Raw genomic sequence first — 25,428 nt, 5'->3', positions numbered from 1 at the left:
TCAAGGACGCTTTAAGTGACCACCACCCAAAACGTTGAGGCGATTGTGCCATAGGGTCTTTGGCAAACAGGCCGCACGGCGGCCACGAAGCGTAGGACGGAGGCGGAATAGAGCCCTTGTGTTGCGGCGGTGCGACACCCTTCGCAGCGTAAAATTTCGCCTTCCTGCCGCCAGCCTCTCGCTCAATGACGTCCTTCGCCAAAGAAACCCTGCCCATCAGTCTCGAAGAGGAAATGCGCCGCAGTTATCTCGATTACGCCATGAGCGTGATCGTGGGCCGCGCCCTCCCCGACGCGAGAGACGGCCTCAAGCCCGTGCATCGCCGCGTGCTCTACGCGATGCACGAGCTCAACAACGACTGGAACCGGCCGTACAAGAAGTCGGCCCGTATCGTCGGCGACGTGATCGGCAAGTACCACCCGCACGGCGACCAGTCGGTCTACGACACGATCGTGCGGCTGGCCCAGGACTTCTCGATGCGCCACATGCTGGTCGACGGCCAGGGCAACTTCGGGTCCGTGGATGGCGACAACGCGGCCGCAATGCGGTATACGGAAATCCGGCTGGCCAAAATCGCGCATGAAATGCTGGCCGATATCGACAAGGAAACGATCGATTTCCAGGACAATTACGACGGCTCCGAAAAAGAACCGGCCGTGCTGCCGAGCCGGCTGCCGAATTTGCTGGTCAATGGCTCCGGCGGTATTGCGGTCGGCATGGCCACCAATATTCCGCCCCACAACCTCAACGAAGTGGTGGACGCCTGCCTGCACCTGCTGCGCAACCCGCAGGCCAGCATCGACGAGCTGATGGAGATCGTGCCGGCGCCCGATTTCCCCACGGCCGGCATCATCTACGGCATCAACGGCGTGAAGGACGGCTACCGCACCGGCCGCGGCAAGGTCGTGATGCGCGCCAAGTGCCACTTCGAGGACATCGATCGCGGCCAGCGCCAGGCGATCATCGTCGACGAGCTCCCCTACCAGGTCAACAAGAAGACGCTGCAGGAGCGCATGGCCGAGCTGGTCCACGAGAAGAAGATCGAGGGCATCAGCCACATCCAGGACGAGTCCGACAAGTCGGGCATGCGCCTCGTCATCGAGCTCAAGCGCGGCGAAGTGCCCGAGGTGGTGCTCAACAACCTCTACAAGCAGACCCAGCTGCAGGACACCTTCGGCATCAACATGGTGGCGCTGGTCGACGGCCAGCCGAAGCTGTGCAACCTCAAGGACCTGATCGAGGTCTTCCTGCAGCACCGCCGCGAAGTGGTGACGCGCCGCACGGTCTTCAACCTGCGCAAGGCCCGCGACCGCGGCCACGTGCTCGAAGGCCTGGCGGTGGCGCTGGCGAACATCGACGACTTCATCGCCATCATCCGCAACGCCCCGACCCCGCCGGTCGCCAAGGCCGAGCTGATGGCGCGCAGCTGGGACAGCAAACTGGTGCGCGAGATGCTCACCCGCACGCGCGCCGATGGCGGCACGATCAGCGCCGACGATTACCGCCCCGAAGGCCTCGAGCGCGAGTTCGGCATGGGCAACGACGGCCTCTACCGCCTCTCGGAGACGCAGGCCCAGGAAATCCTGCAGATGCGCCTGCAGCGCCTGACCGGCCTGGAGCAGGACAAGATCGTCGCCGAGTACAAGGAAGTCATGGCCGAGATCGACGACCTGCTCGACATCCTGGCCAAGCCCGAGCGCGTCTCGACCATCATCGGCGACGAGCTCGGCGCGCTCAAGCAGGAGTTCGGCCAGTCGAAGATCGGCGCACGCCGCAGCCTCGTCGAGCACAGCGCCTTCGACCTCTCCACCGAGGACCTGATCACGCCCACCGACATGGTGGTGACGCTCTCGCACAGCGGCTACATCAAGAGCCAGCCGCTCGGCGAATACCGGGCGCAGAAGCGCGGCGGCCGCGGCAAGCAGGCCACCACCACCAAGGAAGACGACTGGATCGACCAGCTCTTCATCGCGAACACGCACGACTACATCCTGTGCTTCTCGAACCGCGGCCGGCTCTACTGGCTCAAGGTGTGGGAGGTGCCCGCGGGCTCGCGCGGCTCGCGCGGCCGCCCGATCGTCAACATGTTCCCGCTGGCCGAGGGCGAGAAGATCAACGTCGCGCTGCCGCTCACGGGCGAGAAGCGCAACTTCCCCGCCGACCAGTACGTGTTCATGTCGACCTCGATGGGCACGGTCAAGAAGACCGCGCTCGACGAGTTCAGCAATCCGCGCAAGGCCGGCATCATCGCGGTCGACCTCGATGCCGGCGACTACCTGATCGGCGCCGCCCTCACCGACGGCAAGCACGACGTGATGCTGTTCAGCGACGGCGGCAAGGCGGTGCGCTTCGACGAGAACGACGTGCGCCCGATGGGCCGCAACGCGCGCGGCGTGCGCGGCATGATGCTCGAGGAAGGCCAGGGCGTGATCGCCATGTTGGTGGCCGAGGACGAGCAGCAGAGCGTGCTCACGGCCACGGAAAATGGTTACGGAAAGCGAACAAGCATTACCGAATACACGCGCCATGGCCGTGGAACCAAAGGCATGATCGCTATTCAACAGAGTGAGCGAAACGGCAAGGTCGTTGCCGCCACACTCGTGCATTCGGACGATGAGATCATGCTCATCACCGACAAGGGCGTGCTGGTGCGCACCCGGGTCGCCGAGATTCGTGAACTGGGTCGCGCGACGCAAGGCGTTACGCTGATCGGGCTCGACGAAGGTGCCAAACTCAGCGGGCTGCAACGTATCGTCGAAAACGATGCCAATGGCGAACCCGAGCCCGGCGCAGACGACACTTCCACATCTTCAACGGAGAATCCTCAGTGAAAAAACAAATCAAGCTCGCACTCCTGACCGTCGCCCTGGCCGGCAGTTCGATGGGCGCCCTGGCCCAGGACAAGGCCACGCTCATCAAGCAGTTCCTCGACCTGCAGCGCCCCGGCATCGAAGCCCTGGCCCGCGGCCTGGTCGAGCAGTCGAGCGCCCCGATCGCGCAGGCCGGTTCGCAGTACCTGCAGACCCAGGTGCCCGAGGCCAAGCGTGAAGCCGCCGCCAAGGCCGCCGATGCCGAGCTCAAGAAGTACTACGACGACGCCTATCCGATCGTGCGCGACAAGGCCGTGCAGCTGGCCCCGGCCACGCTGAGCCCGTTGCTCGAGCAGTCCTTCACCGAAGACGAACTCAAGCAGCTGCTGGCCTGGATCAACTCGCCGCTGAGCAAGAAGTACCAGGACCTGAACCCCAAGATGCAGACCGCGCTGACGGAAAAGCTGGTGGCCGAGACCCGCGCCACCATCGAGCCGAAGATGCAGGCCCTCGACACCAGCGTCGCCAAGGCACTGGGCGCCCCGACCGAAGCGCCGGCCGCCCCCGCCAAGGCACCGGCCAAGGCTCCCGCCAAGAAGTGACGTGAACGCCCCGCACACCCTGCAAGAACCGGCCGGCCCGCGCCCCTACAACTTCTCCGCGGGCCCCGCCGCCATGCCCGAGGCGGTGCTGCAACGCGCCGCCGCCGAGATGCTCGACTGGCACGGCAGCGGCATGAGCGTGATGGAGATGAGCCATCGCGGCAAGGAGTTCGGCGAGATCTATGCGCAGGCCGAAGCCGACCTGCGCGCGCTGCTGGCGGTACCCGCCAACTTCCGGATCCTGTTCATGCAGGGCGGCGGCCTCGGCGAGAACGCCATCGTCCCGCTGAACCTGTCGCGCGGCGGCACGGTCGACTTCGTGGTCACCGGCAGCTGGAGCGTCAAGTCGCACAAGGAAGCGCAGCGCTACTGCAACGCGCGCGTGGCCGCGAGCAACGCCGACGACCAGCACACGCGCCTGCCCGATCCCGCGGGCTGGCAGCTGTCCGGCGACGCCTCGTACGTGCACCTGTGCAGCAACGAGACCATCAACGGCATCGAGTTCCACGAGCTGCCCGACCTCGCTGCCCTCGGCAGCAAGGCGCCGCTGGTGATCGACTTCTCCTCCCACGTCGCCTCGCGCGGCGTCGACTGGAGCCGTGTCGGCCTGGCTTTCGGCGGCGCGCAGAAGAACCTCGGTCCGGCCGGCCTCACGATCGTCGTCGTGCGCGACGACCTGCTGGGCCATGCCCTCGAGATCTGCCCGAGCGCGTTCAACTACAAGACCGTGGCCGACAACCAGTCCATGTACAACACCCCGCCGACCTGGGGCATCTACATGGCGGGGCTCACGTTCCAGTGGCTGCGCGAGCAGACCGAAGGCGCGCTGAGCGGCGTGGCCGCGATGGAGCAGCGCAACATCGCCAAGGCGAAGCTGCTGTACGACTTCATCGATGCGTCGTCCTTCTACCTGAACAAGATCGACCCGGGCTGCCGCTCGCGCATGAACATCCCGTTCTTCCTGCGCGACGAAGCCCGCAACGAGGCCTTCCTGTCGGGCGCCCGCGCGGCGGGGCTGCTGCAGCTCAAGGGCCACAAGTCGGTGGGCGGCATGCGCGCCAGCCTCTACAACGCCATGCCCCTGGAAGGCGTGCAGGCCCTGGTGAGCTACATGCGAGAATTCGAGCGGTCGCACGCCTAGACGCGCGCGCACCTCACCGATGACCGCCCCAGCTCCTACCCCGCCCTCCTCCCCCGACCATTCCGAAAGCCTCGCCGATCTGCGCGTGCAGATCGATTCGCTCGACCAGCAACTGCTGCGCCTGCTCAACGAGCGGGCCCACGTGGCGGAGCTGGTCGGCGAAGTGAAGAAACGCGAAGGCACGCCGTTCTTCCGCCCCGACCGGGTGGCCCATGTCATCGACAAGATGCAGCAGAGCAACGGCGGTCCGCTCAAGGACCTGCACGTGGCGGCGATCTGGCGCGAGATCATGTCGGCCTGCCTGGCGCTCGAGTCGCCGCAGCGCGTGGCGGTGCTCGGCCCCGAGGGCACCTTCTGCGAGCAGGCCGCCATCGAGTACTTCGGCGGCGCCGCCGACCTGATCTACTGCGCCAGCTTCGACGAGGTCTTCCACGCCACCGCCGCCGGCAGCGCGCAGTACGGCGTGGTCGGCGTCGAGAATTCGACCGAGGGCGTGGTCACGCGCTCGCTCGACCTGTTCCTGCACTCGCCCACGCATGTGGTCGGCGAGGTCAGCCTGCTGGTGCGCCACCACCTGCTGCGCAGCAGCAATTCGCTCGAGGGCGTCGAAGCCGTGCTGGCCCATCCGCAGGCGCTGGCCCAGTGCCAGGGCTGGCTGACCAAGCACCTGCCGCATGCCGAGCGCCGCGCCGTGTCGAGCAATGCCGAGGGTGCACGCCTCGCGGCCGGCAACCCGGCCTTCGCGGCGCTGGCCGGCGAACGCGCGGCCACGCGCTTCGGGCTGCACATCGTGGCCCACGCGATCCAGGACGACTCCTACAACCGCACCCGCTTCTCGGTGATCTGCCTGCCGCAGACGCTCGCGATGCCGCCCGCCTCGGGCCGCGACTGCACCAGCCTGATCGTGTCGGTGCCCAACCGGCCGGGCGCGGTGCACGACCTGCTGGTGCCGCTCAAGGTCAACAACGTGTCGATGACCCGCTTCGAGTCGCGCCCCGCGCGCACCGGGCAGTGGGAGTACTACTTCTACATCGACCTCGACGGCCATCCCTCGCAGCCCAACGTGGCCGCGGCGCTGGCCGAACTGCGCGGTCTCTGCGCGTTCTACAAGGTGCTCGGCGCCTACCCCGTCAAGGCCTGAGTCCGTCGCAAGCAAGCACATGTTCGAGCAACTGGGATTGATCGGCTGCGGCCTGATGGGCGGCTCCTTCGCGCTGGCGCTGAAGCGCGCCAGGCTGGTGAAACGGGTGGTGGGCTACAGCAAGTCGCCCTCCACCACCGAGAAGGCCCGGCAGCTCGGCGTGATCGACGTCGCCGCGCCCTCGGCGCTGCTGGCGGTGTCGGGCGCCGACATCGTGCTGCTGGCCGTGCCGGTGGCGGCCTCTGAAGCCACCTTCAAGGCGATCCGCCACGGCATCGGCAGCGACGCGCTGGTGATGGACGTCGGCTCCACCAAGGGCGACGTCATCGAAGCCGCGCGCCGTGGCCTGCAGGGGCAGCTCGGCAACTTCGTGCCGGCGCACCCGATCGCGGGCAAGGAAGTCTCGGGCATCGAGCATGCCGAGGCCTCGCTGTTCACCGGCCGGCAAGTGGTGCTCACCCCGATCAAGTCCACGCTGCGCTCCAACGTGCAGCGCGCCTCGCAGGTCTGGAGCGGCATCGGCGCCAACGTGCTCACCATGACCCACGAGGAGCACGACGGCGCCTTCGCCGCCGTGAGCCACCTGCCGCACCTGCTGGCCTTCGCCTACGTCAACGGCCTCGCCGGCCAGCCGCAGGGCGATCGCTTCCTGGGCCTCGCGGGCCCGGGCTTTCGCGACTTCTCGCGCATCGCCGCGAGCGACCCCGTGATGTGGCGCGACGTGCTGCTGGCCAACCGCGAGCAGGTGCTGGCGCAGTCGCGCGCCTTCCGCGCCGCGCTGCTCGAGATGGAAAACGCCATGGCCGAGGGCGAATCGCAGGCCCTCGAGCAGTCGATCGCGCGCGCCCGCCGGGTTCGGGCCGCCTGGCAGCCCGGCGCCTCGTCGTCACCCGATTCGCAGCAGGACGCTTGAGATGTACGCCTCGGCCTTCCTCGATCTCCCCGCGCTGACCGGCGCCTCGGGCACGGTGCAGCTGCCCGGCTCCAAGAGCATCTCGAACCGGGTGCTGCTGCTGGCCGCGCTCGCGAGCGGCACCACCACCCTGCACGACGTGCTCGATTCGGACGACACGCGCGTCATGCTCGATGCGCTGCGCGCGCTGGGCTGCGGCGTCGAGCCGGCCGGCAAGCAGGTGCGCATCACCGGCATCGGCGGCCGGGCGATCGGCAACACCGAGCTGCTGTCGCTGTTCCTCGGCAACGCCGGCACCGCGATGCGGCCGCTGACCGCGGCACTGTCGCTGCTGGGCGGCGAATTCGAGCTGCGCGGCGTGCCGCGCATGCACGAGCGCCCGATCGGCGACCTGGTCGACGCCCTCACCCAGCTGGGCTGCCGCATCGACTACCTCGGCAATCCCGGCTACCCGCCGCTTCGCATCCATCCGGTGCCGCACGGCGAGCTGGTGCTCGACGCCCCGATCCGCGTGCGCGGCGACGTCTCGAGCCAGTTCCTCACCGCCCTGTTGCTCGCGCTGCCCCTCGCAGCGGCGAGCGACATCACGATCGAAGTCGTCGGCGAGCTGATCTCCAAGCCCTACATCGAGATCACGCTGAACCTGCTGGCGCGCTTCGGCATCGCGGTGCGGCGCGACGGCTGGGAGCGCTTCACGATTCCCGCCGGCAGCAGCTACCGCTCGCCGGGCGACATCCATGTCGAGGCCGACGCCTCGTCCGCCAGCTATTTCATCGCGCTGGGCGCCATCGCAACGGCCGCGTCCGGGCCCGACGGCATCCGGATCGAGGGCGTGGGCGCCGATTCGATTCAGGGCGACATCCGTTTCGTCGACGCCGCGCGCCAGATGGGCGCCGAGGTCGACAGTGGGCCGAACTGGCTCGCGGTGCGCCGCGGCGCCTGGCCGCTCAAGGCCATCGACCTCGACGCCAACCACATCCCCGACGCGGCGATGACCTTGGCCGTGATGGCGCTCTACGCCGACGGCCCCAGCACCCTGCGCAACATCGCGAGCTGGCGCGTCAAGGAAACCGACCGCATCGACGCCATGGCCAACGAGCTGCGCAAGCTCGGCGCCACGGTCGAGGCCGGGCCCGACTTCATCCGCGTGCATCCGCTGGCGCCGGCCGGCTGGCGGCCCGCGAGCATCCGCACCTACGACGACCACCGGGTCGCCATGTGCTTCTCGCTCGCCGCCTTCAACCCGGCGCGGGTGCCGGTGCGCATCCTCGAGCCGCACTGCGTCGCCAAGACCTTCCCCGACTACTTCGAGACTCTGTTCTCGGTCTCCACGGCCGCCGACATCCCGGTGATCAGCATCGACGGCCCGACCGCCTCGGGCAAGGGCACGCTGGCCTCCGAAGTGGCGCGCCTGCTGGGCTACCACTACCTCGACTCGGGCTCGCTCTACCGCGTGACCGGTCTGGCCATGCGCCGTGCCGGCCTGAGCGCCGACGCCGCGCACGAGGCGCGGATCGCCGCGCTGGCCGCCGCCCTGCCGCTGCAGTTCGTCGAGGGCAAGGTGCTGCTGGACGGCGAGGACGTCAGCGAGGACATCCGCTCCGAGGCCGCCGGCATGGACGCCTCGCGCGTCTCCACGCTGCCGGCCGTGCGCGAGGCCCTGCTGGGCCTGCAGCAGCGCTTCCGCCAGCTGCCGGGCCTGGTGGCCGACGGCCGCGACATGGGCACGGTGATCTTCCCCGACGCCGCGCTCAAGGTGTTCCTGACCGCGAGCGCCGCCCAGCGCGCCGAGCGGCGCCATAAGCAGTTGATTTCAAAGGGTATTTCGACTACACTCGACAGTCTTCGCTCCGACTTGGAGGCGCGCGACGCCCGGGACTCGTCCCGCAGTGTCGCCCCTTTGAAGCCGGCGCAGGACGCGCGCCACCTCGACAACTCCCAGCTCTCGATCGAGCAATCGATCGACACGGTGTTGGACTGGTGGCGACAAGTGCAGCCTTTCGAGTCCGCTTGAAAGGCTCGCGCCCACCGGGTGTTCCGGGAGGCGCCTACCGCTCCAGAAGGCTCCCTTCGCGCGACAGCGCACCGGCCTTCTGGTTGTTCAACCAACCGGGCTTCCGCCCACAACCAACCGCCGTCTCCAGATCCAGTGCAGTCGCACGCAATGTCGCAAGAGCGCCTGCCAACCCTGCCTGACGGAAGGAACCATAAATGTCTGAATCTTTTGCCGACCTATTCGAAGAGTCCCTGAAGCGTTCCGAAATGCGCACCGGCGAGGTCATCACGGCCGAAGTCGTGCGTGTCGAACACAACCACGTCGTCGTCAACGCCGGTCTGAAGTCCGAAGCGTATGTGCCGATCGAAGAGTTCAAGAACGACAAGGGCGAGCTCGAAGTCCAGGCCGGCGATTTCGTTTCCGTTGCCATCGGCAGCGTTGAAAACGGCTACGGCGACACCATCCTCTCGCGCGACACCGCCAAGCGCCTCGCTTCGTGGCTGGCCCTCGAGAAGGCGCTGGAATCGGGCGACTTCGTCACCGGCACCACCAGCGGCAAGGTCAAGGGCGGCCTCACGGTGCTCGTCAACGGCATCCGCGCGTTCCTGCCGGGCTCGCTGATCGACACGCGTCCGATCAAGGACCTGACCCCGTACGAGAACAAGACCCTCGAATTCAAGGTCATCAAGCTCGACCGCAAGCGCAACAACGTCGTGCTGTCGCGCCGTGCCGTGGTCGAAGCCAGCATGGGCGAAGAACGCGCCAAGCTGATGGAAACCCTGAAGGAAGGCGCTGTGGTCCGCGGCGTGGTCAAGAACATCACCGAATACGGTGCGTTCGTGGACCTCGGCGGCATCGACGGCCTGCTGCACATCACCGACATGGCATGGCGTCGCGTCCGCCACCCGAGCGAAGTCGTTCAGGCCGGCCAGGAAATCACCGCCAAGATCCTCAAGTTCGACACCGAGAAGAACCGTGTCTCGCTGGGTCTCAAGCAGATGGGCGACGACCCGTGGATGGGCGTTTCGCGCCGCTACCCGCAATCGACCCGCCTGTTCGGCAAGGTCACGAACATTGCCGACTACGGCGCGTTCGTCGAGCTCGAACCCGGCATCGAAGGCCTGGTGCACGTCTCGGAAATGGACTGGACCAACAAGAACATCGCTCCGAACAAGATCGTCTCGCTGGGCGACGAAGTCGAAGTCATGGTCCTCGAGATCGACGAAGACAAGCGCCGCATCAGCCTGGGCATGAAGCAGTGCAAGGCCAACCCGTGGCAAGAGTTCGCTCAGAACACGAAGCGTGGCGACCGCGTCAAGGGCCCGATCAAGTCGATCACCGACTTCGGCGTGTTCGTGGGCCTGGCTGCCGGCATCGACGGCCTGGTTCACCTGTCCGACCTCTCGTGGAACGAAGCCGGCGAAACCGCCGTTCGCAACTACAAGAAGGGCCAGGAAGTCGAAGCGATCGTGCTGGCCGTCGACGTGGACCGCGAGCGCATCTCGCTGGGCATCAAGCAGCTCGACAGCGACCCGTTCACCACCTTCACCACGGTGAATGACAAGGGCCAGATCGTGACCGGCAAGGTCAAGACGGTCGACGCCCGCGGCGCCGAGATCGACCTGGGCGAAGACATCATCGGCTACCTGCGTGCTTCGGAAATCTCGCGCGACCGCGTCGAAGATGCCCGCAACGTGCTGAAGGAAGGCGACGAAGTCACGGCCATCGTCGTGAACGTGGATCGCAAGACCCGCAACATCCAGCTGTCGATCAAGCAGAAGGACATGGTCGACGAGCAAGGCGCCATGGCCAGCCTGAGCCAGCAGTCGGCACGCGAGAACGCGGGCACGACGAGCCTGGGCGCCCTGCTGCGCGCCAAGCTGGACAACAGCGACAAGTAAGCCGTCGCCCGAAGACAGAGCAGGCCCTGGTGGCCTCTCTGTCTTTTTTTTCGCCCCTGCTTTTGCTTTGACCTATGACCCGCTCTGACCTCGTCGAAGAACTCGCAGCGCGCTTTGCGCAACTCACCCACCGGGATGCCGAATACGCCGTCAAGACCATCCTCGACGCGATGAGCGATGCCCTGGTGCGCGGGCACCGGATCGAGATCCGCGGCTTCGGCAGCTTCTCGGTCAACCGGCGTCCGCCGCGCATCGGCCGCAACCCGCGCTCGGGCGAGAGCGTGCAGATTCCAGAGAAGCGCGTGCCGCACTTCAAGCCCGGCAAGGCCCTGCGCGAGGCGGTCGACGCCCGCAGCGCCGAACTCGGCATCAAGACGACGCCGAAGGCCTGAACCCGGCCCCCATCGGCGCGGACCATCCGGCGCAGGTGCAACCGTAGAATCGTCCCGCCAACGGGACCGCGCATGAAATACCTCCTGTGGCTGCTCAAGGCAGCCATTTTTTTTACGCTCTTCGCCTTCGCGCTGAACAACCAGCACGACGCGACCGTCTATTTCTTCTTCGGCACCTACTGGCGCGCGCCGCTGGTGCTGGTCGTGCTGGCCGCCTTCGCGGGCGGCCTCGTGGTGGGCGCGCTCGGCATGCTGCCGGGCTGGTGGAAGCACCGCAGCGCCGCCGCGCAACTGCCGGCCACGACCGCGGGCAACCCCACGCCCACCGCGACGGCCGCCGTGCCGGCCACCACCCCGGCGCCGACCATCGCCGCCACCGACCTTCCCGCCGTACGCCAACATGGACTTTGATCCCAGCTGGTTGCTGATCAGCCTGCCCGTCGCCTTCGTCCTGGGCTGGCTGGCTTCCCGTTTCGACATCCGCCAGCTCAAGCTCGAGAACCGCCAGGCCCCCAAGGCCTACTTCCGCGGCCTCAACTTCCTGCTCAACGAACAGCAGGACCAGGCCATCGACGCCTTCATCGAGGCGGTGCAGAACGACCCCGACACGCAGGAGCTGCACTTCGCGCTCGGCAACTTGTTCCGCCGCCGCGGCGAGTACCAGCGCGCGGTGCGCGTGCACGAGCACCTGCTCGGCCGCGGCGATCTGAGCCGCGGCGACCGCGAGCGCGCCCAGCACGCGCTGGCGCAGGACTTCCTGCGCGCCGGCCTGCTCGATCGCGCCGAGGCGGCGCTGCAGAAACTCGAGGGCACGCGCTACGAGAACGAGGCACGGCTCGCGCTGCTGGCCATCTACGAACGCTCGCGCGAATGGAGCCAGGCCGCCGACGTGGCGCGCAAGCTCGACGAGTCCGACCAGGCCAGCTACGGCACGCGCCGCGCGCACCACCTCTGCGAGCAGGCCGCCGAACAGGTCGGCATGGGCGACCTCGCGGCCGCGCGCCGCCTGCTCGAGCAGGCCGTGGCCCAGGCGCCGCAGGCACCGCGCCCGGCCATCGACACCGCGACCTTGCAGCTGCGCAGCGGCGAGGCCGGCGCCGCCTTCGACACCCTGGTGGCCCTGAGCGACACCGCGCCGCTCGCGCTGCCGCTGTACGCCGCCGCGCTGCAGCAGGCCGCCGTGGCCGCGCAGCGCACGCCCGAGGCGCTCGCGCTGCTGCAGCGGCGCTATGCCGAATCGCCGTCGATCGACGTGCTCGAGGCGTTGATCGCGCTCGGCGGCGCACCCGCCGACACCGCACCCGAGGCCGAGGGCGCGCAGCCCGTGCCGCGCGACGGCTACATCGCGCATCTCGCGCACCAGCCCTCGCTGGTCGCGGCCTCGCGCTGGCTCGCGGGCGAACGCTTCGAGCACGAGCAGTTCCATCCGCAGGTGCAGCGTGCGCTCGACCAGGCCACGCGGCCGCTGATGCGCTACCGCTGCGCGGCCTGCGGCTTCGAGGCGCACCAGCACTTCTGGCACTGCCCCGGCTGCCAGGCCTGGGACAGCTATCCGCCGCGCCGCGTCGAAGAGCTCTGAGCAGCTTCGATCACCTTGCTGAACAATGGTGGCCGCTCGCACGCGGCCGTCAACGCCCCGTTCGAAGCCCTCGTTGAGCCGAAGCCGACGTCTTGTCGGCGCATCAAAAGCATCAACGAGGGAGTTCAAACATGTTCAAGCAAATCGTGGCCACGGCCGCCCTGCTGTTCGCCGCCGCATCGTTCGCGGCGGTCGATGTCAACAAGGGCAGCGAAGCCGATCTCGACGGCCTGAAGGGCGTGGGGCCCGCGCTCTCCAAGCGCATCCTCGACGCGCGCAAGCAGGGCGAGTTCAAGGACTGGGCCGATCTCATGCAGCGCGTGAAGGGCGTGAAGGAAAAGGCCGCGGCCAAGCTCTCGGCCGAGGGCCTCACGGTCAACGGCAAGGCCTACGCGGGCGGCGAGGCACCCGTGGCCGCCAGGAGCGACAAGGCTGTGAAGAGCGCCGCCAAGCAATAACGAACGAGGCCGATCAAGACCCGCATCGGCAGACCCATGACGGGTTCGCGAGGCCGCGCAGCCGGCCTCGCCAGGGCCGCCCGCGGAGCCCTCCGCGCGGCGGCTTTCTTCCTCCCGAAGTCATGCCGCGAACGCAACGCCGGCGCGCACCATGACAGGGAAAGGCCTCAGCAAGTGGCCCGGAATTTGCACGTATGCTCGCTTTCGTTTTCACTTTCACACGAACCGGAGCGCTCATGAATCACAAGTTCGGCATTGCCCTCGCGGGCCTCACCCTTGGCGCCGCGGCCTTCGCCCAGACCAAGTGGGACCTGCCCACCGCCTATCCGGCCAGCAACTTCCACACCGAGAACATCACGCAGTTCGCGAGCGACGTGGACAAGGGCAGCGCGGGCAAGCTCAAGATCACGGTGCATTCGAACGCCTCGCTGTTCAAGGCGCCCGAGATCAAGCGCGCGGTGCAGGGCGGCCAGGCGCAGCTCGGCGAGATCCTGCTGGTGAACTTCCAGAACGAATGGCAGGTGTTCGGCACCGACGGCATTCCCTTCCTGGCCGACAGCTACGACGCGGCCTGGAAGCTCTACCAGGCGCAGAAGCCCGCGCTCGAGAAGAAGCTCGCCGAGCAGGGCATCCAGCTCCTCTACACGGTGGCCTGGCCGCCGCAGGGCATCTTCGTCAAGAAGGAGATCGCCTCGGCCGCCGACCTCAAGGGCGTGAAGTGGCGCGCCTACAGTCCCGCCACCGCGCGCATCGGCGAACTGGTCGGCGCGCAGCCCGTCACCGTGCAGCAGGCCGAGCTCTCGCAGGCCATGGCCACCGGCGTGATCGAGTCGTACATGTCCTCGGGCTCCACCGGCTACGACACCAAGACCTACGAGTACATCAAGAACTTCTACGACACCCAGGCCTGGCTGCCGAAGAACGCGGTGCTGATGAACAAGAAGGCTTTCGACGCGCTCGACAAGCCCACGCAGGACGCCGTGCTCAAGGCCGCCGCCGATGCCGAGAAGCGCGGCTGGGACCTGTCGAAGAAGAAGAACCTCGAGTACCTCGACCTGCTCAAGAAGAACGGCATGACGGTGCACGTTCCCTCGGCCCAGCTCAAGTCCGACATGAAGAAGGTCGGCGACACCATGATCAAGGAATGGACCGAGAAGGCCGGCCCCGAGGGCCAGGCCGTGGTCGACGCCTACAAGAAGATGTGAGCGAGCGTCCCGACGGCACCCGATGCGCAAGACGCTCGACTTTCTCTACATGAGCGCCGCCGCCCTGGCGGCGCTTTTCATGGTGGGCCTGCTGGTGGCGGTGCTCCTGTCCATCATCGGCCGCCAGCTTCACTTCAACATTCCCGGTATCGACGCCTATGCCGGCTACATGATGGCCGGCGCGGGCTTCCTCGCGCTGGCGCACACGCTCAAGCGCGCCGAGCACATCCGCGTGACGCTGGTGCTGCAGAACCTGCCCCCCGCCGCGCAGCGCTGGCTCGAGCGCTGGGCCATGGGCGCGGCGGCGCTGCTGGCGCTGCTGTTCGCCTGGTACAGCGTGCGCCTGGCCTGGCAATCGTTCGACTACCACGACATCTCCACGAGCAACGACGCCACCCCGCTGTGGATCCCGCAGTTGTCGATGGCGCTCGGCGTCGTCGTCTTCGCGATCGCCGCGATCGACGAGTTCGTGATCGAGTGGCGGGGCCGCCCGGCCAGGGCGGCCGGAACGGAGGCGCTGCGCCATGAGTGACATCGCCATCGCCGGCCTCCTGATCCTCTCGCTGTTCCTGATCCTGGGCAGCGGCGTGTGGATCGGCCTCACGCTCTCGGGCGTCGCATGGATCGCGATGCAGGTCTTCTCCTCGCGCCCCGCGGGCGACGCGATGGCGGTCACCATCTGGGGCTCGGCCTCGAGCTGGACGCTCACCGCGCTGCCGCTGTTCGTGTGGATGGGCGAGATCCTGTTCCGCACGCGGCTGTCGCAGGACATGTTCAAGGGCCTCGCGCCCTGGATGCAGGCCCTGCCGGGCCGGCTGCTGCACACCAACGTGGTGGGCTGCGCGATCTTCGCGGCCGTCTCGGGCTCGAGCGCGGCGACCTGCGCCACCATCGGCAAGATGAGCCTACCCGAGCTCAAGCGCCGCGGCTATCCCGACGACATGGTGATCGGCACGCTGGCCGGCGCCGGCACGCTGGGCCTGCTGATCCCGCCGTCGATCATCATGATCGTCTACGGCGTCAGCGCCGACGTGTCGATCGCGCGGCTGTTCATCGCGGGCATCGTGCCGGGCATCCTGCTGGCGCTGCTGTTCTCGGGCTACATCGCGTTCTGGGCGCTGCGCCATCCCGAGCGCGTGCCGCCCGCGGACGCCAGGCTGCCCTTCGCCGAGAAGCTCAAGGCCTCGATGTCGCTGATCCCGGTGGCGCTGCTGATCGCCGCGGTGCTGGGCTCGATCTACGCGGGCATCGCCACGGCCACCGAGGCCGCGGCCGTGGGCGTGGTGGGCGCGCTGATCATCTCGGCCTCGCAGGGGGCGCTGAGCTGGACGACCTTCAAGGAAGCGCTGCTGGGCGCGACGCGCCTCTATTGCATGATGGCGCTGATCCTCGCGGGCGCGGCCTTCCTCACGCTGGCCATGGGCTACATCGGCCTGCCGCGCCACCTGGCCGAATGGATCGGCTCGCTGGGCCTGTCGAAGTTCCAGCTGGTGGCGATGCTCGCGCTGTTCTACATCGTGCTGGGCTGCTTCCTCGACGGCATCTCGATGGTGGTGCTGACCATGGGCGTGATCATGCCGACCGTGACCGCGGCGGGCATCGACCCGATCTGGTTCGGCATCTTCATCGTGCTGGTGGTCGAGATGGCGCAGATCACGCCACCGGTGGGCTTCAACCTGTTCGTGCTGCAGGGCATGACCGGCAAGGACCTGCTGTACATCGCGCGCGTGACGCTGCCGATGTTCTTCCTGATGGTGGCCGCGGTGCTGCTCGTCTACTTCGTGCCGCAGCTCGTGACCTGGCTGCCGCAGCAGATGACGCCCTGACCCACTGACGCACGCCATGCGCCGCTGCCCGTTCCTTCGCACCGCCGGTCGCAGGCGCCTGCGTGTCGCGCAGCTGCATGCGGCGGAGCGCGCGCCGCCCGCGTTCGCCGCGTCCTGAATCCTCGCGCTCCACGACGAGCACCCGCCCCCGGGGCGGCGTGCGGGACGCGCTCGTCCCGCGCCACCGAAAAAAGTGCAAAGCAAAAGGGAGTCTGTTTCACGCACCGCCGCGCGGTGCGGCCAGGCCGGAGGGATTGCCATCGAGAAAGCCATCGACGACCCATCGCAGAACGACCAGGGAATGAGAAGGCGCCGCAGTGCGCCATGCCCGGACAGTTTTCAGAAGGAAATCGAATCATGTTGACACGACACAGAGTGAAGCTTTCGGCCGTTTCGGTCCTCGTTGCGGCCGTGGTTGCGGCCTGCGGCGGCGGTGGAGGAGGGGGCAGCGTCGTCTCCATCGTTCCGCCCGCCACGGGCAATCCACCACCGTCTTCCATGACCAAATGCAGCTGGGATGCCAGTGCCAAGCTGGCCTACGAGGAGCGCCGGCTCGCGACGCCGCTGCCCTACAGCACCGCCTCCGTGGTGGGCATCGACGAGAGGCCGCTCGCCGAGCGCATCGTGAAGGACACCGGCTTCGACCAGTTCGCGCCGAACTTCTCGGCCAAGCTGTGCGCCAGCGATGGCACGACCACCGTGGCCGGCTACGACGCGGCGGTGACGCTCGTCAAGTCGGAGGGCGCGGCCCTGTGGCGCGCGGCCGTCGACCGGGTGCAGGGCCGCCGTGCCTCGCCCGCTGGCAGCCAGTTGCCCAACAGCGACGACCGCATGCTGTACTGGGCGCGCGTGCAGATGACCAAGGTGCTGCGCCAGTGGGCCCCCGAGTTCGCGCTCTCGGAGGCACAGAAGGCGTCGCTCCAGTGGGAGTTCGAGCGTGCCTCGCGCGGCCAGTACGACATCGAACTGCCTGAAGGCAATGCGCCGGGCGGCGGCAAGTACCGTCGCATGATTGTGAGCGGCTTCGACACCTTCACGCTCGGCGCGCTGGGCACGCCCAACACCGGTCTGCGCAACGGCAACCCCTCGGGCGCGACCGCGCTCGAGATGGACGGCCGCGAGATCACGCTCGACGACGGCAGCGTGCTGCACGTGGAGAGCTACATCCTGCCGGTGAGCTACGACCCGTTCCACGCGGGCATGCAGGAGGACACGCTGGGCCCGTGGTTCAAGGCCGGTCCGAAGCGCGTCGACGCCTCGATCACCATGAGCCAGGGCAGTGCCAACGTCTTCAATCTCGAGCAATGGAACGCCCGCTACCACGGTCCCTCGGCGGGCAACGACGGCATCATCTATTGCCCGGTTGGCAACAGGCTGCCGAAATATGTGCTGCCAATCGGCACCATCACCGTGCCGAACACCGCGCCGATCTCGATGCCGGGCTCGGGCTGCGACACCAACCCGCAGTCCCGCTGGCTGGGCTACGACGCCATCAGCGCCTGGCTGAAGGAAGCACCGCCGCAGTTCACCACCTCGTCGCTGCCGATCGCCGCGATGGTGACCGGCAAGACGAATGCCGGCATCCCGCGTCCGCCGGGCGCCACGAGCGAGGGCGCCGAGGGCTTCGACGTGACCTGGCACACCAACTACTCGTACTTCGCGGACTGCGACAACGAGGCGGGTACGACTGTGGCTTCGAACGGCGTGATGAACGCCATGCCCGATCCCTCGCTGGTGAAGGCCCCGCCAGCCACCGCCTGCGCGCAGTCCGGCGGCGGCGGCAACTACCTGTCGAACGAGAGCGCCTACCGCAACACGCTGCTGCGCGATACCTTCAAGCTCGACATCCCTGCCGGCCACATCCATGTGCCGGTGATGACGAACTTCTTCACCGCCGCCACCGGCGGGGTGCCCGACGACAACGCCATGACCGACGCCCGCTTCGAGGCCTACCGCACGGCGATCGTCGCGCAGACGAAGAAGTTGCTGGTGGTGATCGGCAACAACCTCAAGTGACGGGGCACGGCATTCGCTTATCTTCACGAACACACGAAAGCATCACCATGAAACTCAAGCTCACCCTCGCCGCCGCCTCGCTGCTGCTGGCCGGTCTCGCCATGGCACAGCCCAGCGAGTACTACCTCTGGAAGAGCAACAGCACGGGCAAGACCGTCTGCGAGCCCGACATGCCCGCGGACAAGTGGACCAAGCAGTCGGGCCCTTACGAGGACCCGAACTGCAAGATCCGCCTGCCGGGCTGAGGTCGCTGCGCGACGGCCCCGCGCCGCGGGGCCGCTGCGCGGCTCAGACGCTCCAGCCCGAATCGTTGATGTGCCGCGCGTAGACCGCGAGCACGATGCGTTCGGAATGGACCAGGTAGTCGTTGAGCGCCGCGGCGGCGCGGGCGAATTCGCCGGCCTCCGCGAGCGCGAGGATGTTCTCGTTCATCTCGACATAGGGCGCGTGCAGGAACTCGGCGTCGCGCAGCAGGCCGAAGGCCAGCCGCAGTTCGGCCAGCACCGAGCCGAACAGCAGGTTGAGCCGCTCGCTGTCGGCGAGCTCGACCACGGCCATGTGGAAGGCCATGTTCGCCGTGCCGACGCCGAGCCACTCGCCCGCGTCGCGGCAGGCCTTCGCGGTATCGACCGCCTCGCGCATCTTCTTCTTCGCGGGATGCCGCGGGTAGGCCTGCGCGAGCGCCTGGCACTCGATCAGGCGGCGCACGCGATAGATGTCGATGATCGACGCGATGCTCGGGATGACCACGAACACGCCGCGGTTCGGCGCGTGCTTCACGAGGCCGTCCTTGGCGAGCATGCGGAACACCTCGCGCAGCGTGTTGCGCGAGATGCCGAGGCTCTCGCTCAACGACTGCTCGGACAGGCGCTCGCCGGGCATGAACTCGCCCTGCGTGATCTTCTGCCGCAGCGCTTCGGCCATGCGCTCGCTCAGGGCCTGGGCGGGGGGAGTCAGCGGTTCGGAAGCTGGGGAGGTCATGCGGATGGGGGATTCCAGGGGTGAGGGGTTGTAGCAGATTCCGTTCCTCGCGCCGCGGTGCCTCGGGCACGGAACCAGGGTTTGCCCCTGAGAGTCAGCATACATATTGCTCAACTGATTGATTGAATTGTTCAACAATCAAATAAACTTCGTTCCAACAAAACGGCCAGATTCGAGTCGATCCCATGTTCTTCATGCGCCTTCCGAAGCCCTCCCTCCCGCGCCCGGCCCGGTGTCCGCTTCGTCCGGGTACAGCGACGTGAGCACGCTCGACCTCAACAGCGACCTGGGCGAGAGCTTCGGCGCCTGGCGCATGGGCGACGACGCGGCGATGCTCGGCATCGTGAGCAGCGCCAACGTGGCCTGCGGCTTCCATGCCGGCGACGCGGCCGGCATCCTCGACACGCTGCGCCATGCCAAGGCCCATGGCGTGGCGGTCGGAGCCCATGTGTCCTATCCCGACCTCGCGGGCTTCGGTCGCCGCGCGATGGCGATGGGCAGCGCCGAACTCGTGGCCGACGTGATCTACCAGATCGGCGCGCTGCAGGGCCTGGCCCGCGCCGCGGGCACCTCGGTGCGCTACGTCAAGCCGCACGGCGCGCTCTACAACGCCATCGCGCACGACGAGCGGCAGGCGCGCGACGTGATCGCCGCCATCCGCGCGATCGACGACCGGCTCTGGCTGGTCGGCCTCGCCGGCTCGCCGCTGCTCGGCTGGGCGCGCGCGAGCGGGCTGCGCACGGTCTCCGAGGCCTATGCGGACCGCGCCTATCGCGTCGACGGCACGCTGGTGCCGCGCAGCGAACCGGGCGCGGTGCTGCACGACGCGCGGGCGGTGGCGCAACGCATGCTGAGGCTGGCCACGCACGGCGAGGTCGAGGCGATCGACGGCAGCCTGCTGCGCCTGCAGGCCGATTCGGTCTGCGTGCATGGCGACAGCCCCGGCGCGGTGGAGATGGCACGCGAGGTGCGCGCCGCCTTCGAGCGCGCGGGCGTCGCGGTGCGGGCCTTCGCGCGCGACGAAGAAGAGCCGGCGGGAGCGCCGCGATGATGCGTTTCCTGCCGGTCAACCTCGACGCGCTGCTGGTCGAGCTCGACGACCTCGCGCAGACGCTCGCGCTGCTGGCCTCGCTGCAGGCCGAGCCGATAGCGGGCATCGAGGAACTGGTGCCGGCCGCGCGCACGATCCTGGTCCGCTTCCGTCCCGGCGCGGTCACGCACGATGCGCTCGCGCGGCGCATCGGCGGGCGCCGCCTCGACGGCAGCATCGAACGCGCGGGCCGGCGCATCGAGATCCCGGTCGACTACGACGGCGAGGACCTCGGCGAGGTCGCGCGGCACCTGGGGATCTCGCGCGAGGAGGTGATCCGCCGCCACACCGGCCACGACTACACCGTGGCCTTCACCGGCTTCGCGCCGGGCTTCGCCTACCTGAGCGGCGGCCACCCCAGCCTCGACGTGCCGCGCCGCACCACGCCGCGCACCCGCATCCCTGCCGGCGCGGTCGCGCTCGCGGGACGCTTCAGCGGTGTCTATCCGCAAGCCAGCCCCGGCGGCTGGCAGATCATCGGCGTGACCGCCACGCCGATGTGGGACCTGGGCCGCGCGCAGCCGGCGTTGCTGCAGCCGGGCTGCACGGTGCGCTTCGTCGATGTCTCGGGGCAGGCCGCGCCGACCATCGCGCCATCCGTTCCGGCCCCGGCGCCATCGGCCGCGCGCGAAGGGCCGGCCCTCGAGGTCCATGCCACCGGCCTGCAGGCGCTGTTCCAGGACCTGGGCCGCCACGGGCTCGCGGGCCAGGGCGTCTCGGCCTCGGGCGCGATGGACCGCGGCGCACTGCGCGCGGCCAACCGCCTCGTGGGCAATGCCAGCGACGCGGCCTGCATCGAGATCGTCGGCGCGGGCTTCCGCTTCAGCTGCCGCGGCGATGCGGTGGTGGCCTTCGCGGGTGCCGACGTGCCGCTGCAGCTGCGCAGCGCCGGCGGCACGCGCTGGACGGTGCCCACGCACGAGGCGATCGCGCTGGCCGATGGCGACAGCCTCACGGTCGGCGAACCGCGCGCGGGCCTGCGCAGCTACCTCGCGGTGCGCGGCGGCTTCGAGGTCGCGCCCGTGCTCGGCAGCGCCGCCACCGACACCCTGGCGCACATCGGCCCGCCGCCGATCGCCGCGGGCGACCGGCTGGCGCTGCGGCCGGTGGCGCGCGGCGCCATCGTCGGCCTGCCCGACGCCGCGCCGCCCGCGCTGCCGACGCTGCACGAGGAGGTGGTGCTCGACGTGGTGCTGGGCCCGCGCACCGACTGGTTCACGCCCGAGGCGGTCGCGCTGCTCGCGAGCCAGCGCTGGACCGTCACGCCGCAGTCCAACCGCGTCGGCCTGCGGCTCGCGGGCGAGACACCGCTGGCGCGCCTCGACACCGCCGAGCTGCCCAGCGAGGGCACCGCGCTCGGCGCGATCCAGGTGCCGCCGAGCGGCCAGCCCGTGCTGTTCCTCGCCGACCATCCGCTGACCGGCGGCTACCCGGTGATCGGCGCCGTCGCCACCCACCACCTCGATCGCGCCGGCCAGATCCCGGTCGGCGCGCGCCTGCGTTTCAACCCGGTGCGCGCCTTCGACGCGCACTGCCTTCCCGCTCCTTCCTCCGACACGCCATGAAGAAAGTCCTGATCGCCAACCGCGGCGAGATCGCCGTGCGCATCGCGCGCGCCTGCGCCGACTACGGCGTGCGCTCGGTGGCCGTCTATGCCGACGCCGATTTCGACGCGCTGCACACGCGCGTGGCCGACGAGGCCCATGCGCTCGAGGGCACGCGCCCGGCCGACACCTACCTGGCCATCGACAAGCTGCTGGCCGCGGCCGCGCGCAGCGGCGCGGACGCGGTGCATCCGGGCTACGGCTTCCTCTCGGAGAGCGCGGCCTTCGCGCGCGCCGTGATCGAGGCCGGCCTGTGCTGGATCGGCCCGCCGCCTGCGGCCATCGAGGCACTGGGCGACAAGGTGCAGGCACGCCGCATCGCGCTCGAGGTCGGCGCGCCGCTGGTGGCCGGCACGCCGGCGCCGGTGCGCGATGCGCAGGAGGTGCTGGCCTTCGCCGAGGCGCACGGCTTGCCGATCGCGATCAAGGCGGCCTTCGGCGGCGGTGGCCGCGGCCTCAAGGTCGCGTGGCGGCTCGACGAGGTGGCCGAGCTCTACGAGTCGGCGGTGCGCGAGGCCGTCACCGCCTTCGGCCGCGGCGAGTGCTTCGTCGAGCAGTTCCTCGACCGGCCGCGCCATGTCGAGGCGCAGGTGATCGCCGACACGCACGGCCGCGTGGTGGTGCTCGGCACGCGCGACTGCTCGCTGCAGCGGCGCAACCAGAAGCTGGTGGAGGAGGCGCCCGCGCCCTTCCTGAGCGAGGCGCAGCGCGAGCGCATCCACCGCGCCGCGCACGACATCTGCGCGCGCGCCGGCTATGTCGGCGCCGGCACGGTCGAGTTCCTGCTCGGGCCCACGGGCGCGATCTCCTTCCTCGAGGTCAACACGCGGCTGCAGGTCGAGCATCCGGTGACCGAGGAAACCACCGGCATCGACCTCGTGGTCGAGCAACTGCGCATCGCCGACGGGCTGCCGCTGTCGGTCAGCGAGACGCCCGCGCCGCGCGGCCATGCCTTCGAGTTCCGCATCAACGCCGAGGACCCGGGCCGCGGCTTCCTGCCCACGCCCGGACCGGTGCGCCTGTTCGAGCCGCCCTCGGGCCCCGGCGTGCGCGTCGACACCGGCGTGGTCTCGGGCTCGAGCGTGCCGGGCAGCTTCGATTCGCTGATGGCCAAGCTGGTCGTCACCGGCGCCACGCGCGCGCAGGCGATGGCGCGCGCGCGCCGCGCGCTGCGCGAGTTCCGCATCGAGGGCGTGGCCTCGGTGCTGCCGTTCCATCGCGCCGTGGTCGAGGCGTCCGACTTCGTGGCCGAGGACGGCTTCAAGGTCCATACGCGCTGGATCGAGACCGACTTCGCGCAGCCGCTGGCCGCGGCCGTGCGCGCCGAGCCCGTGCGCGATGCCGCGCTGCTGCGCACGGCGGTGGAGATCGACGGCCGGCGCGTGACGCTGGGCCTGCCGTCGGCGCTGCTGCGCGGCATCGGCGATGCGCCCGCCGCGCCGTCGTCATCGCCGCAGTCCGAGGAGGCCGCCGACCCCGCCGCCGTGGCCGCGCCCATCACCGGCACGCTTCAGGCGTGGACCGTGGACGAGGGTGCGCTGGTCGCGCAGGGCGACCCGATCGCGGTGATGGAGGCGATGAAGATGGAGGTGCAGGTCGTGGCCCACCGCGCGGGCCGGCTCGCGCGGCTGGCCGCGGGCGCGGCGCCGGTGGTGGCGGGCACGCCCATCGCGCGCATCGGCTGAGCGTTCAAGGGCGGACCATCTTGCAGTCGGTACCCTGCGCCAGTTCGTTGCCGCTGTAGACCGCGTCGGTGCGGAAGCCGTAGTTCGTGCCTTCCCAGCCCAGCTTCACCGTCTTGCCGTCGACCGGCGCGATGGTGTTGACCACCTGCGGCAGCAGCAACTGGTGGTCCTCGCCGCGCATGCGAACCGGGCCCACCACCGAGTCGTAGCTCAGGTCCTCGAGCGCGCGCGCCACCTTCACGGTGTCGGTGCTCGCGGCCTTCTCGATCGCGGCCGCGAGCAGGCGCGGCGTCATGTCGATGCGCGGCGCGAGGAAGTCCTTGCCGGTCTTGGCCTTGTAGGCCTTGGCCAGCGCATCGACCTTCGGCGTGCCGGCCTGGCCCGGATGCCATTCGGCGACCCAGGTGAGCTGGCCCAGCTTCGCCTGCGACACCGCCGTGACCGTGCCCGGCACCGAGCCCGCGCTGTGGTTGAAGTAGCGCAGGTCGTAGCCGGCATCGCCCGCGGCCTTGAGCAGCAGCGTCATGTCCTGGCCCCAGTTGCCGGTGATGACCGAGTCGGCTCCGCTCTGCTTGATGTTGGCGATGTAGGGCGAGAAGTCCTTGACCCGGCCGATCGGATGCAGCGCCTCGCCCACGAACTGGATGTCGGGCCGCGCCAGGCCCACGAGCTGGCGCCCGTAGCTGGCCCACTGCTTGCCGTGCGCATAGTCCTGGTTCAGCAGGTAGACCTTCTTCACCTCGGGCGTCTTCTTGATGTAGTTGGCCAGTGCCTTCATCTTCATCGCCGTATTGGCCTCGGTCTGGAAGTGCCAGAAGCTGCAGGCCTTGCCGGTCATCTCGGGATCGATCGACGAGTGGTTGAGCACCAGCAGTTCCTTGCCCGGGTTGCGCTGGTTCCAGCGCGCCACCGCCTGCACCAGCGCCGTCACCACCGAGGAGCCCGAGCCGCCGGTCACGATGGCCTTGGCGCCCTGGTCGATCGCGGCCTGCAGCGCGCTCTGGCTCTCCTGCGCCGAGAGCTTGCTGTCGAACTGCAGCAGCTGCAGCTTCGTGCCGCCGAGCACGCCGCCCTTCGCGTTGATCTCCTCGATCGCGTACTGCGTGTGCATCAGCATCAGCTCGCCGACGTTGGCGAAGGGACCCGAGAGCGGGTCGATGTAGGCGAGCTTGTAGGTCTGCTGGGCCTGCGCGGCGCCGGCGGCACCGGTGGCGATCAGGCAGGCGAGCGCGATCCGCGCCAGGGGCGCCGGGTGGAACTTCATGGTGTGTCTCCTGGGATGGGTGGTCAGTGGCCGGTGCGCAGCCCGATCACGCGGCTCGCGAGCTTCGTGAGCTCGGCCACCACTTCGTCGGGCGAGAGCCGTCCGCCCGGGCGGTACCAGCTGTAGAGGAAGCCCGGCAGGCTGCAGGCCGCGAGCGCGGTGATCTTGGTCTCGTCGAAATCGAGGTCGCCGTCGCGCCGCGCCTGTTCGAGCAGCGGGCACAGCAGGTCGTAGAAGTGGTGCGCGAGCTTCTTCTGCGCGGCCAGGTATTCGGGCCGGTAGACCTGCGGTTCGCGGTACGGGAAGAAGGCGGCGGGGTGATGCGCGACGGTGGCGCGGATCAGCCGCTCGATGCCCTCGAGCACCTTCTCGCTCGCGCGGCGCGGATCGTCGGCCGCGAAGTCGAGCGCGGTGAAGCAGTCGACCGCGGGGCGCCAGGAGATGGTCTCGAAGATCTCCTGCTTGTCGCGGAAGTAGTAATAGACGAAGGGCTTCGTGACGCCGAGCGCGCGCACGATCTGCGCCATGGTGGTGTTGGCGTAGCCCTGTGCCGCGAACAGCTGCGTGGCGGCCTGCAGGATGCGCTCGCGCTGCAGGTCGGTGCCCTGCGTGGCGGCGCGCTGGCGGCCGGTGCCCTGCGGCAGGTCGGGGCGCGCCGTGAGGGCCGCGGCCTCTGTCGCATGCGCCTCGTGCATGCCCTGCATGCCTGGCGCGCGTGGAGGATCGTCCTGCTCCGCGCGCGCCTTGCGCCCAGAGGGTTTGTGCCGTGTCGCGGAAGTTATACCCATGGGTAGGATTGTTCGTGCACCATCCGGCGATGGCAA

22 protein-coding genes are annotated in these 25,428 nt (G+C 68.8%); 19 read left to right on the top strand and 3 right to left on the bottom strand.

Translation table 11 applies throughout. From position 1 onward, the window contains the following. The first annotated feature begins 185 nt into the window (after window positions 1–185). The 16 genes from gyrA (at window position 186) to KV106_RS10970 (ending at window position 18,225) form a co-directional block, all read left to right on the top strand. Window positions 186–2,831 carry a DNA gyrase subunit A gene (gene gyrA / locus KV106_RS11045; RefSeq protein ID WP_057589610.1) on the top strand — a complete coding sequence of 882 codons (2,646 nt, stop codon included), beginning with the start codon at window positions 186–188 and terminating at the stop codon, window positions 2,829–2,831. Next, entirely contained in the window at window positions 2,828–3,412 is a 585-nt protein-coding gene (locus KV106_RS11040) for a DUF2059 domain-containing protein (protein ID WP_261210215.1), read from the top strand. The genes gyrA and KV106_RS11040 overlap by 4 nt, the downstream gene beginning before the upstream one ends. Window position 3,413: 1 nt before the next feature. Further along, window positions 3,414–4,553 (top strand): 3-phosphoserine/phosphohydroxythreonine transaminase, encoded by a 1,140-nt coding sequence (serC, locus tag KV106_RS11035; RefSeq protein ID WP_261210213.1) that lies wholly within the window; start codon window positions 3,414–3,416, stop codon window positions 4,551–4,553. Between the two features lie 19 nt (window positions 4,554–4,572). Further along, window positions 4,573–5,694: a prephenate dehydratase gene (gene pheA, locus KV106_RS11030; RefSeq protein ID WP_057589608.1), complete on the top strand. Its 1,122-nt coding sequence runs from the start codon at window positions 4,573–4,575 to the stop codon at window positions 5,692–5,694. 19 nt (window positions 5,695–5,713) lie between these two features. Continuing rightward, window positions 5,714–6,607: a prephenate dehydrogenase gene (locus tag KV106_RS11025; RefSeq protein ID WP_057589607.1), complete on the top strand. Its 894-nt coding sequence runs from the start codon at window positions 5,714–5,716 to the stop codon at window positions 6,605–6,607. Window position 6,608: 1 nt separating this feature from the next. After that, window positions 6,609–8,621: a bifunctional 3-phosphoshikimate 1-carboxyvinyltransferase/cytidylate kinase gene (locus KV106_RS11020; protein ID WP_261210209.1), complete on the top strand. Its 2,013-nt coding sequence runs from the start codon at window positions 6,609–6,611 to the stop codon at window positions 8,619–8,621. Window positions 8,622–8,818: 197 nt separating this feature from the next. Beyond that, on the top strand, window positions 8,819–10,504 hold the full coding sequence (rpsA, locus tag KV106_RS11015; RefSeq protein WP_057589605.1) for a 30S ribosomal protein S1: 1,686 nt from the start codon (window positions 8,819–8,821) through the stop codon (window positions 10,502–10,504). 74 nt (window positions 10,505–10,578) lie between these two features. Beyond that, window positions 10,579–10,896: an integration host factor subunit beta gene (locus KV106_RS11010; RefSeq protein ID WP_057589604.1), complete on the top strand. Its 318-nt coding sequence runs from the start codon at window positions 10,579–10,581 to the stop codon at window positions 10,894–10,896. A gap of 72 nt (window positions 10,897–10,968) precedes the next feature. Next, window positions 10,969–11,307 (top strand): LapA family protein, encoded by a 339-nt coding sequence (locus KV106_RS11005; RefSeq protein WP_261210205.1) that lies wholly within the window; start codon window positions 10,969–10,971, stop codon window positions 11,305–11,307. After that, a complete protein-coding gene (gene lapB / locus KV106_RS11000) occupies window positions 11,297–12,475 on the top strand; it encodes a lipopolysaccharide assembly protein LapB (protein WP_261210203.1) in 1,179 nt (392 codons plus the stop codon). The genes KV106_RS11005 and lapB overlap by 11 nt, the downstream gene beginning before the upstream one ends. 131 nt (window positions 12,476–12,606) lie before the next feature. Next, window positions 12,607–12,933, top strand: a complete 327-nt coding sequence (locus KV106_RS10995; RefSeq protein ID WP_057589601.1) for a ComEA family DNA-binding protein — start codon at window positions 12,607–12,609, stop codon at window positions 12,931–12,933. Window positions 12,934–13,169: 236 nt separating this feature from the next. Beyond that, the gene (locus KV106_RS10990; RefSeq protein WP_261210201.1) at window positions 13,170–14,138 is read left to right on the top strand and encodes a TRAP transporter substrate-binding protein; all 969 of its coding nucleotides are present in this window, start codon (window positions 13,170–13,172) and stop codon (window positions 14,136–14,138) included. Window positions 14,139–14,160: 22 nt separating this feature from the next. Further along, window positions 14,161–14,670 carry a TRAP transporter small permease gene (locus KV106_RS10985; protein ID WP_057589599.1) on the top strand — a complete coding sequence of 170 codons (510 nt, stop codon included), beginning with the start codon at window positions 14,161–14,163 and terminating at the stop codon, window positions 14,668–14,670. Then, complete coding sequence (locus tag KV106_RS10980) at window positions 14,663–15,964, top strand: TRAP transporter large permease (protein WP_261210198.1); 1,302 nt, start codon at window positions 14,663–14,665, stop codon at window positions 15,962–15,964. Before KV106_RS10985 ends, KV106_RS10980 begins: the two co-directional genes overlap by 8 nt. A 498-nt stretch (window positions 15,965–16,462) precedes the next feature. Further along, window positions 16,463–17,980, top strand: coding sequence for a hypothetical protein (locus KV106_RS10975; RefSeq protein ID WP_216087426.1), 1,518 nt, complete (start codon window positions 16,463–16,465; stop codon window positions 17,978–17,980). 47 nt (window positions 17,981–18,027) lie between these two features. After that, a complete protein-coding gene (locus KV106_RS10970) occupies window positions 18,028–18,225 on the top strand; it encodes a hypothetical protein (protein ID WP_261210193.1) in 198 nt (65 codons plus the stop codon). 43 nt (window positions 18,226–18,268) lie between these two features. On the opposite strand, the gene KV106_RS10965 is transcribed toward KV106_RS10970, so the two are convergent. After that, window positions 18,269–18,961 (bottom strand): GntR family transcriptional regulator, encoded by a 693-nt coding sequence (locus tag KV106_RS10965; protein ID WP_057594441.1) that lies wholly within the window; start codon window positions 18,959–18,961, stop codon window positions 18,269–18,271. Window positions 18,962–19,220: 259 nt separating this feature from the next. Between KV106_RS10965 and KV106_RS10960 the strand changes: the two genes are divergently transcribed. The 3 genes from KV106_RS10960 to KV106_RS10950 are packed head-to-tail and all read left to right on the top strand — an operon-like array spanning window position 19,221 to window position 23,340. Next, window positions 19,221–20,012 (top strand): LamB/YcsF family protein, encoded by a 792-nt coding sequence (locus tag KV106_RS10960; protein WP_261210509.1) that lies wholly within the window; start codon window positions 19,221–19,223, stop codon window positions 20,010–20,012. Next, the gene (locus KV106_RS10955; RefSeq protein WP_261210508.1) at window positions 20,012–21,616 is read left to right on the top strand and encodes a 5-oxoprolinase subunit B/C family protein; all 1,605 of its coding nucleotides are present in this window, start codon (window positions 20,012–20,014) and stop codon (window positions 21,614–21,616) included. The genes KV106_RS10960 and KV106_RS10955 overlap by 1 nt, the downstream gene beginning before the upstream one ends. Beyond that, window positions 21,613–23,340 (top strand): acetyl/propionyl/methylcrotonyl-CoA carboxylase subunit alpha, encoded by a 1,728-nt coding sequence (locus KV106_RS10950; protein WP_261210190.1) that lies wholly within the window; start codon window positions 21,613–21,615, stop codon window positions 23,338–23,340. The genes KV106_RS10955 and KV106_RS10950 overlap by 4 nt, the downstream gene beginning before the upstream one ends. A gap of 4 nt (window positions 23,341–23,344) precedes the next feature. Here KV106_RS10950 and KV106_RS10945 read toward each other — a convergent pair whose 3' ends face one another. Both KV106_RS10945 and KV106_RS10940 read right to left on the bottom strand, forming a co-directional pair. After that, a complete protein-coding gene (locus tag KV106_RS10945) occupies window positions 23,345–24,604 on the bottom strand; it encodes a branched-chain amino acid ABC transporter substrate-binding protein (protein ID WP_261210188.1) in 1,260 nt (419 codons plus the stop codon). Window positions 24,605–24,627: 23 nt separating this feature from the next. Beyond that, window positions 24,628–25,299 (bottom strand): TetR/AcrR family transcriptional regulator, encoded by a 672-nt coding sequence (locus KV106_RS10940; protein ID WP_409976512.1) that lies wholly within the window; start codon window positions 25,297–25,299, stop codon window positions 24,628–24,630. Window positions 25,300–25,428: the final 129 nt, after the last annotated feature.

Source organism: Variovorax endophyticus (genome assembly GCF_025376855.1).
GTDB lineage: Bacteria > Pseudomonadota > Gammaproteobacteria > Burkholderiales > Burkholderiaceae_C > Variovorax.
Note: the sequence above shows the minus strand (reverse complement) of the source record. Positions and strands in the feature narration are given on the sequence as shown.

What these genes read in the sequence shown, in the direction of transcription:
- gyrA (WP_057589610.1), top strand. Translation starts at nt 186, where the DNA reads ATGACGTCCTTCGCCAAAGAAACCCTGCCCATCAGTCTCGAAGAGGAA.
- pheA (WP_057589608.1), top strand. Translation starts at nt 4,573, where the DNA reads ATGACCGCCCCAGCTCCTACCCCGCCCTCCTCCCCCGACCATTCCGAA.
- KV106_RS11025 (WP_057589607.1), top strand. Translation starts at nt 5,714, where the DNA reads ATGTTCGAGCAACTGGGATTGATCGGCTGCGGCCTGATGGGCGGCTCC.
- KV106_RS11020 (WP_261210209.1), top strand. Translation starts at nt 6,609, where the DNA reads ATGTACGCCTCGGCCTTCCTCGATCTCCCCGCGCTGACCGGCGCCTCG.
- rpsA (WP_057589605.1), top strand. Translation starts at nt 8,819, where the DNA reads ATGTCTGAATCTTTTGCCGACCTATTCGAAGAGTCCCTGAAGCGTTCC.
- KV106_RS11010 (WP_057589604.1), top strand. Translation starts at nt 10,579, where the DNA reads ATGACCCGCTCTGACCTCGTCGAAGAACTCGCAGCGCGCTTTGCGCAA.
- KV106_RS11005 (WP_261210205.1), top strand. Translation starts at nt 10,969, where the DNA reads ATGAAATACCTCCTGTGGCTGCTCAAGGCAGCCATTTTTTTTACGCTC.
- lapB (WP_261210203.1), top strand. Translation starts at nt 11,297, where the DNA reads ATGGACTTTGATCCCAGCTGGTTGCTGATCAGCCTGCCCGTCGCCTTC.
- KV106_RS10995 (WP_057589601.1), top strand. Translation starts at nt 12,607, where the DNA reads ATGTTCAAGCAAATCGTGGCCACGGCCGCCCTGCTGTTCGCCGCCGCA.
- KV106_RS10990 (WP_261210201.1), top strand. Translation starts at nt 13,170, where the DNA reads ATGAATCACAAGTTCGGCATTGCCCTCGCGGGCCTCACCCTTGGCGCC.
- KV106_RS10985 (WP_057589599.1), top strand. Translation starts at nt 14,161, where the DNA reads ATGCGCAAGACGCTCGACTTTCTCTACATGAGCGCCGCCGCCCTGGCG.
- KV106_RS10980 (WP_261210198.1), top strand. Translation starts at nt 14,663, where the DNA reads ATGAGTGACATCGCCATCGCCGGCCTCCTGATCCTCTCGCTGTTCCTG.
- KV106_RS10975 (WP_216087426.1), top strand. Translation starts at nt 16,463, where the DNA reads ATGACCAAATGCAGCTGGGATGCCAGTGCCAAGCTGGCCTACGAGGAG.
- KV106_RS10970 (WP_261210193.1), top strand. Translation starts at nt 18,028, where the DNA reads ATGAAACTCAAGCTCACCCTCGCCGCCGCCTCGCTGCTGCTGGCCGGT.
- KV106_RS10965 (WP_057594441.1), bottom strand. Translation starts at nt 18,961, where the DNA reads ATGACCTCCCCAGCTTCCGAACCGCTGACTCCCCCCGCCCAGGCCCTG.
- KV106_RS10955 (WP_261210508.1), top strand. Translation starts at nt 20,012, where the DNA reads ATGCGTTTCCTGCCGGTCAACCTCGACGCGCTGCTGGTCGAGCTCGAC.
- KV106_RS10950 (WP_261210190.1), top strand. Translation starts at nt 21,613, where the DNA reads ATGAAGAAAGTCCTGATCGCCAACCGCGGCGAGATCGCCGTGCGCATC.
- KV106_RS10945 (WP_261210188.1), bottom strand. Translation starts at nt 24,604, where the DNA reads ATGAAGTTCCACCCGGCGCCCCTGGCGCGGATCGCGCTCGCCTGCCTG.
- KV106_RS10940 (WP_409976512.1), bottom strand. Translation starts at nt 25,299, where the DNA reads ATGCACGAGGCGCATGCGACAGAGGCCGCGGCCCTCACGGCGCGCCCC.